This window comes from uncultured Paracoccus sp., from assembly GCF_945915435.1.
Taxonomy (GTDB): domain Bacteria; phylum Pseudomonadota; class Alphaproteobacteria; order Rhodobacterales; family Rhodobacteraceae; genus Paracoccus.
In genome coordinates, this window is the sequence record NZ_CAMEFG010000010.1 from 69,347 (window position 1) to 76,460 (window position 7,114).

The 7,114-nt window shown below is 66.9% G+C and carries 4 protein-coding genes; 2 read left to right on the forward strand and 2 right to left on the reverse strand.

Features of this window, described 5'->3' with window-relative positions; all coding sequences use genetic code 11:
* Nucleotides 1–101: 101 nt before the first annotated feature.
* Together Q0O97_RS05440 and aceB are read right to left on the reverse strand one after the other, a co-directional pair.
* The gene (locus Q0O97_RS05440) at nucleotides 102–1,712 is read right to left on the reverse strand and encodes an isocitrate lyase (RefSeq protein ID WP_294925992.1); all 1,611 of its coding nucleotides are present in this window, start codon (nucleotides 1,710–1,712) and stop codon (nucleotides 102–104) included.
* A gap of 65 nt (nucleotides 1,713–1,777) precedes the next feature.
* A complete protein-coding gene (gene aceB, locus Q0O97_RS05445) occupies nucleotides 1,778–3,400 on the reverse strand; it encodes a malate synthase A (protein ID WP_294925994.1) in 1,623 nt (540 codons plus the stop codon).
* 134 nt (nucleotides 3,401–3,534) lie between these two features.
* Here aceB and Q0O97_RS05450 point away from each other — a divergent pair, with 134 nt between their 5' ends.
* Together Q0O97_RS05450 and Q0O97_RS05455 are read left to right on the forward strand one after the other, a co-directional pair.
* Nucleotides 3,535–4,983, forward strand: coding sequence for a helix-turn-helix transcriptional regulator (locus Q0O97_RS05450; protein ID WP_294925996.1), 1,449 nt, complete (start codon nucleotides 3,535–3,537; stop codon nucleotides 4,981–4,983).
* A gap of 76 nt (nucleotides 4,984–5,059) precedes the next feature.
* The coding region (locus tag Q0O97_RS05455; RefSeq protein ID WP_294925998.1) for a Tex family protein at nucleotides 5,060–7,114 on the forward strand (2,055 nt) is incomplete at its 3' end.

A 7,114-nucleotide genomic window follows, 5' to 3' on the forward strand; every position in this document is an offset into this window, starting at 1 on the left:
GAACGCGCCGCCCCGTTCGACGGGGGCGGCGCGGCGGGCATCGGACCCGGTTACGAATCCACACCAGAGAGGGTCCGGCGCCCGATCCCTTGCGGGATGGTTTACTCGGCGGCGAACTGGTTCATGGTGTTGGCATGGCCGCCCGCTTTCAGCGCGCGCTCGCCGCCGACCATTTCCTTGAACGTGTCGCCAAGATCGGAACCCACCTCGTGCTGGTGCTTGACCGCGCTGATGCCGCGGCGGATTTCCTCGCGCTGGACGGTCTTGACATAGGCCAGCATCTTGTCGTCGCCGAAGTAGCCGCGCGACAGTTCATCCACCGACTTGGCGGTCAGGTGGAAGGTCGGCAGCGTGATCAGGTTGTGGAACACGCCCGCACGGGCCGAGATGTCGGTCTGGAAGCGGCGCAGCCGGTCGTCGGCCTCGCGGCCCAGGTCGGTCGCGTCGTAATCGGACTTCATCAGCTCGTTGCCCTCGGGGTAGTCGCTGGCCGCGATCCTGCCCTCGGTAATCCACTGGTCGCGCACCTGCTTGCGCAGGTTCAGCGTCCAGTTGAAGCTGGGCGAGTTGTTGTAGGTCAGCTTGGCATGGGGCACTTCCTTGCGGATTTCGGCGACCATGCCGGCGATCTCATCGACGTTCGGCGTGTCGGTCTCGATCCACAGAAGGTCCGCGCCGCCGTCGCGCAGGGATGCGACGCAATCCTCGATCACGCGGGCGCGGCCGGTGCCTTCCTTGAAGGGGAAAAGCCCGTTGGGCAGGCGGACGGGGCGCACGAATTCGCCACCCTGGAACAGGGCCAGTTCGCCCTCGCGCATGGGGCTGGCGTCGGTGATCGGCTCGGTCTTGAGCCACTTGATGTATTCGGCGGCATGGTCGCCCGGCTGCTGGCTGACCGGGACCTTCTGGGTCAGGCCCGCGCCAAGGCTGTCGGTGCGCGCGACGATGACGCCTTCGTCAACGCCCAGTTCCTCGAAGGCCAGGCGGCAGGCGCGCAGCTTTTCGATGAAATCCTCGCGCGGGACGGTGACCTTGCCGTCCTGGTGGCCGCATTGCTTGGCGTCGGACACCTGGTTTTCGATCTGCAAGGCCGAAGCGCCCGCCTTGATCAGTTCCTTGGCCAGCAGATAGGTCGCATGTTCGTTGCCGAAGCCCGCGTCGATATCGGCGATGATCGGCACGACATGGGATTCGAACCCGTCGATCTTCGCGATGATCCCGGCGCGCTCGGCCTCGGAGCCTGCGGATTTCAGTTCCTTGAACAGGTCGTTCAGCGCTACCTCGTCCGCCTGGCGCAGCGAGACGTAGATTTCCTGGATCAGGTCCGCCACGGCGGTCTTTTCATGCATCGACTGGTCGGGCAGGTGGCCCCAGCGGTTGCGAAGCCCCGCGACCATCCAGCCGGACAGATAGATATAGGTGCCCTTGGTCGTGCCGCGCAGGCGCTTGACGGCCTTGACCTTCTGCTGGGCGTGAAAGCCGGTCCAGCAGCCCAGCGATTGGGTGAATTTCGACGGATCGGCGTCGTATTCGGCCATGTCGCGGCGCATGACCCCGGCCATCTCGCGGGCGATGTCCAGATGGGTGTCGTAGGTGTTTTGCAGCTTGAGCTGGACGATGTCATCGACCGAAACTCCGCCCGGAGTCTGCCCCGAGGGATAGCGGTTCAGCACTTCCTGGCGCAGTTCGGCGTAGGTTTTGCGTTTGGTCATGATTGGTCCTTTCACATGACGGGTTTTGGTTGGGCGGCGGGACGGCGCCCGCCGGAAAAAGGGGCCTAGTCCAGCGCGTTCAGCACGTCATAGGCGGGGATGGTGATGAAATCGGGCAGGGTTTCCGCCGTGGCGGCCTCTTGCACGATGCGGGCGGCGGGGGCGTAATGGCCCCGGTGGAAGCCGCCCGGTCCGACGCGGCCAAGGATGGCGACGATCTCGGCCTGGATCAGTTCGCCCAGCCAGTCGGCGGTCAGGGTGCGCTCCTCGCCGCCCTCCAGCGCGACGGGGGTGCCGTGGCGGATCCATTGCCACAGTTGCGCGCGGCTGATCTCGGCGGTGGCGGCGTCCTCCATCATGTTGTTGATGGGAACCGCGCCGCGCCCCGACAGCCATTGCGCCAGATATTCGATCGCGACCGAGACATTGGTGCGCACGCCCTCGATCGTGACGCGGCCCTGATGGGGCTTGAGCAGCATCGCAGGCTCGATCCGCCATCCCTGGCGCGGCTTGCGGATCTGGTTCGGCTCGGGCATCTCGGCGTCGAAGATCTCGGCCGCGACGGGGACCAGGTCGGGATGGGCGACCCAGCAGCCGTCAAAGCCCATGCCCACCTCGCGCCGCTTGTCGGCACGGACGGCCTCGAAGGCGCGGCTGTCGGCGGTCTCGTCGTCCTTGACCGGGATCGCCGCCGACATGCCGCCCATCGCGTGGATGCCGCGGCGGTGGCAGACCTTGACCAGCCGCGCCGCATAGGTTGCCAGGAAGGCGTCCTGCATGACGACCTCGGCCCGGTCGGGCAGGACATAGGCGGCGTGGTTGCGCAGGGTCTTGATATAGCTGAAGATATAGTCCCAACGCCCGCAGTTCAGCCCGGCGATATGGTCGCGCAGTTCCCAGACGATCTCGTCCATCTCGAAGGCGGCGGGCAGGGTCTCGATCAGCACGGTGGCCTTGATCGTGCCCTGTTCCAGCCCGACCTTTTCCTGCGCATAAAGGAAAACGTCGTTCCAGAAACGCGCCTCGTCGTGGTTTTCCAGCTTGGGCAGGTAGTAGAACGGCCCGCGCCCGGTGGCGGCCAGCGCGCGGCCGCAGTGAAACAGCGACAGGCCGAAGTCGAACAGCGCCGCCGAAACCGGCTGACCCGCGATCAGCACGTTGGATTCCGACAGGTGCAACCCGCGCGGACGGGCGATCAGCAGCGCCGGGTTCGGGCCGACGCGATAGGACTTGCCGCTTTGCGGGTCGTCATGTTCCAGCGTCCCGTCGCGGTAGTCGATCAGGTTCGCATGGCCCGCGATGATATTGGCGAATGTGGGCGAGGTCGCGTCCTCGAAATCGGCCATGAAGACCTTTGCGCCGGAATTCAGCGCGTTGATCATCATCTTGCGGTCAACGGGGCCGGTGATCTCGACCCGGCGATCCTCAAGCGCTTCGGGGATGGGCGCGGCCTGCCAGATGCCTTGGCGGATGGTGCGGGTGTGGGGCAGGTAATCCGGCATCTCGCCCCGGTCGATGCGTTCCTGGCGGCGGGTCCGCGAAACCATGAGCGCGTGCAGCCGCAGGCCGAAACGGGCCTGCAAGGCGGCGACGAAGGCCAGCGCGTCGGGCGTCAGGACATGGTCCGCGCCCGGCACGGCGCGCAGGACGACGGGCGGAAGCTGGGGGGCATTGCGGTCGAGCGGCATGGTGGCCTCCTGATGTGTGATTCGTAAGTTCAGATTAGTAATGTTACTGGCGGCCTGCATTATTTCCCTGTAATCATTGGGTGTTGTGGTCAGTGTTGTCACAACGGAACGCAACCGGATGTAAGGTTTGTAAGGTGGCACGGGGCGAAAAGCTGATCATCGGCCAGCGGCTGAAGGTGCTGCGCCAGTCGCTTGGGCTGACGCAGGCGCAGATGGCCGCGGAACTGGGGGTGTCCTCCAGCTACATCACGCTGATCGAATCCGACCAGCGCCCGGCCTCGGCGCGGCTCTTGATGAAGCTGGCCGAGGTCTACGACCTGAACGTGGCCGAGCTTGCGCCCTCGACCGACGCGCAACTGCATGCCGATTTCAACGCCGCGCTGAAGGACCCGGCGGTGGGCGCGGGTCCCCTGCCGCGCGCCGAGGTCGAGGCGGTCATGCAGGCCTCGCCCCGCCTTGCCGAGGCCTTCGTCAGGCTGCACGAACGCCACCGCGAACTGGTGCTGCAATCGCAATCCGACGAAAACCCCATCGCCGACCGCAACAAGGTCGAGGTGCTGGACGAGATCTCGCGCCCCGTCGATACGATCCGCAACTGGTTCTATGCGCAGCGCAATCATGTCGACGTGCTGGACCGTGCCGCCGAGGCGCTGGCCGAGGAACTGGCGCTGCACCGCAACGAACCCCATATCGCGCTGACCGGGCGGCTGTCGGCGCATGGGATTTCCGTGCGCATCCTGCCCGCCGCCGTCATGGGCGACCGGCTGCGCCGTTTCGACCTGCACCGGCGCGAACTGATGCTGTCGGAACTGCTGGGACAGGCCAGCCGCCGCTTCCAGATCGGGGTCCTGCTGGCGCGGCTGGAACAGGAACCCCTGATCGCCCGGCTTGTGGACGAGGCCGCGCTGGACGACCCCGCCGCCGTGGCGCTGCTGCGCGTCAGCCTTGCCAATTACTTCGCCGCCGCCGTGCTGATGCCCTATGGCCGCTTTCTGGCCGCCTGCGAATCGGTGCGCTACGATGTCGAACTGCTCAGCCATCGCTTCGGATGCAGCTTCGAGCAGACCGCCCATCGCATGTCCACGCTGCAACGCCCCGACGCGCGGGGGATTCCCTTTTTCTTCGTGCGGGTGGACCGGGCGGGCAATATCTCGAAACGCTTCAGCGCGGGGCGGTTTCCGTTTTCGCGCTTTGGCGGGACATGCCCCTTGTGGAACATCCATGCCGCCTTCGAGGTGCCCGAGCGGGTGCAGACCCAGGTCATCCGCATGCCCGAGGGGGCCAGCTATTTTTCCATCGCGCGCACCGTTACCCGCTCGGGCGGGACGCATGGCGCGCCTGCGCAGCGTCTGGCGATCGGGCTTGGCTGCGACGTCGCCTATGCGCCGCGGCTGGTCTATGCCGACGGGATCGACCTGGACCGGATCACGCCGGTCGATGTCGGGCTGAACTGCTACCTGTGCGAAAGGCCCAACTGCGCCGCGCGGGCCAATGCGCCGCTGAACCGGCGGCTGAAGTTCAACGAACGCGAACGCAGCCTTGCGATCTTCAACTTCGAGATGGACGACCAGCCCGGCCCGTAAGGCACTGGATCACAAGACACTGGATCGCCGGGGGGCGAGGGGGTAGAACGGCGGCTCTGACCAAGGAAGGACCGCCATGCAGACCGCCGAGCGTATTTTCCACACCATCGCGCAGGAAATCGGGGCCTCGGTCCGGCAGGTGGGGGCGGCGGTCGAATTGCTGGACGGCGGCGCGACGGTGCCCTTCGTCGCGCGCTATCGCAAAGAGGCGACCGGCGGGCTGGACGACAGCCAGCTGCGCGCCCTGTCCGAGCGCCTGGCCTATCTGCGCGAGATGGAAGCACGCCGTGCCACGATCCTTGGGCAGATCCGCGATCAGGGCAAGCTGACCGACGAACTCGCCCGCGCCATTGCGGGGGCCGAGACCAAGGCCGCGCTGGAGGACATCTATCTGCCCTACAAGCCCAAGCGGCGCACCAAGGCCATGATCGCGCGCGAAAACGGGCTGGAGGCGCTGCTGGCCGCGATCCGCGCCGACCGTTCCGCCGATCCGCAGGCGCTGGCGGGGGGGCATCTGTCCGATGCCGTCCCCACCGCCAAGGCCGCGTTGGAAGGCGCGCGCGATATCCTGGCCGAGGAACTCTCCGAGAACGCCACCCTGCTGGGGCGGCTGCGCGAATTCATGCGGGCCGAGGGGTATATCTCGACCCGGCTGGTCGAGGGCAAGGAACAGGCGGGGGCCAAGTTTTCCGATTACTTCGATCACCGGGAAAAGCTGGGCGACATCCCCTCGCACCGGGCGCTGGCCGTGCTGCGCGCCGCCAGGGAAGAGGTGGTGACAATCGACATCGCGCCCGATGCGGATACCGGCGCGGCGCGGGCCGAGCGCATGGTCGCGGCGGCCATCGGCGAATTGGGGCGGGGGCCGGGCGAAGGAGGACCGGGCGACGACTGGCTGCGCGGCGCGGCGGGCTGGACCTGGCGGGTCAAGCTGTCGGGCAGCATGTATATCGACATGCTGACCGAGTTGCGCCGCCGCGCGCATGAGGATGCGATCAAGGTCTTTGCCCGCAACCTGCGCGACCTGCTGCTGTCCGCGCCCGCCGGTCCCCGCGCCACCATCGGGCTGGACCCCGGCATCCGCACCGGCGTCAAGCTGGCCGTGGTCGATGCGACCGGCAAGCTGGTCGAGACCGCGACGATCTACCCCTTCCAGCCCCGGATGGACGTTCAGGGCGCGCAGGCGGCGCTGATGACGCTGATCGCGCGCCACGGGATCGAGTTGGTCGCCATCGGCAACGGCACCGCCAGCCGTGAAACCGAGCGTCTGGTCGCGGATGTGCTGAAGCGCCTGCCCAAGGGGGTGAAGGCGCCGGTGAAGGTGGTGGTGTCCGAGGCGGGGGCCAGCGTCTATTCGGCGTCGGAACTGGCGGCGAAGGAATTTCCCGATCTGGACGTGTCGCTGCGTGGCGCCGCATCCATCGCGCGGCGCTTGCAAGATCCGCTGGCCGAACTGGTCAAGATCCCGCCCGAATCCATCGGCGTCGGCCAGTATCAGCATGACGTGGACCAGCGCCGGCTTGCCCGCGCGCTGGAGGCCGTCGTCGAGGATGCCGTGAATGCCGTGGGCGTCGATCTGAACACGGCATCCGCATCCCTGCTGGCCCATGTCGTGGGGCTGGGTCCGTCGCTGGCGCAGGCCATCGTTTCGTGGCGGGACGAAAACGGGGCGTTCCCGTCGCGCAAGGCGCTGATGAAGGTGCCCGGCCTTGGCCCGCGCGCCTTTGAACAATGCGCGGGCTTCCTGCGCATCCGCGAGGGGGCCGAGCCGCTGGATGCATCCGCCGTCCACCCCGAAGCCTATGGCGTCGCCCGCCGCATCGTGGCGGCCTGCGGGCGCGACATCCGCCAGATCATGGGCCAGCCTGCCGCATTGCGTGGCCTGCGGGCCGAGGATTTCGTCGATGAGAAATTCGGCCTGCCGACCGTCCGGGATATCCTGTCCGAACTGGAAAAGCCGGGCCGCGACCCGCGCCCCGATTTCGTCACCGCCAGCTTTGCCGATGGGGTCGAGGACATCAGGGACCTGCGCCCCGGCATGGTGCTGGAAGGCACCGTCACCAATGTCGCCGCCTTCGGCGCCTTCGTCGATATCGGCGTGCATCAGGACGGGCTGGTCCATATCAGCCAG

What these genes read in the sequence shown, in the direction of transcription:
- Q0O97_RS05440 (WP_294925992.1), bottom strand. Translation starts at nt 1,712, where the DNA reads ATGACCAAACGCAAAACCTACGCCGAACTGCGCCAGGAAGTGCTGAAC.
- aceB (WP_294925994.1), bottom strand. Translation starts at nt 3,400, where the DNA reads ATGCCGCTCGACCGCAATGCCCCCCAGCTTCCGCCCGTCGTCCTGCGC.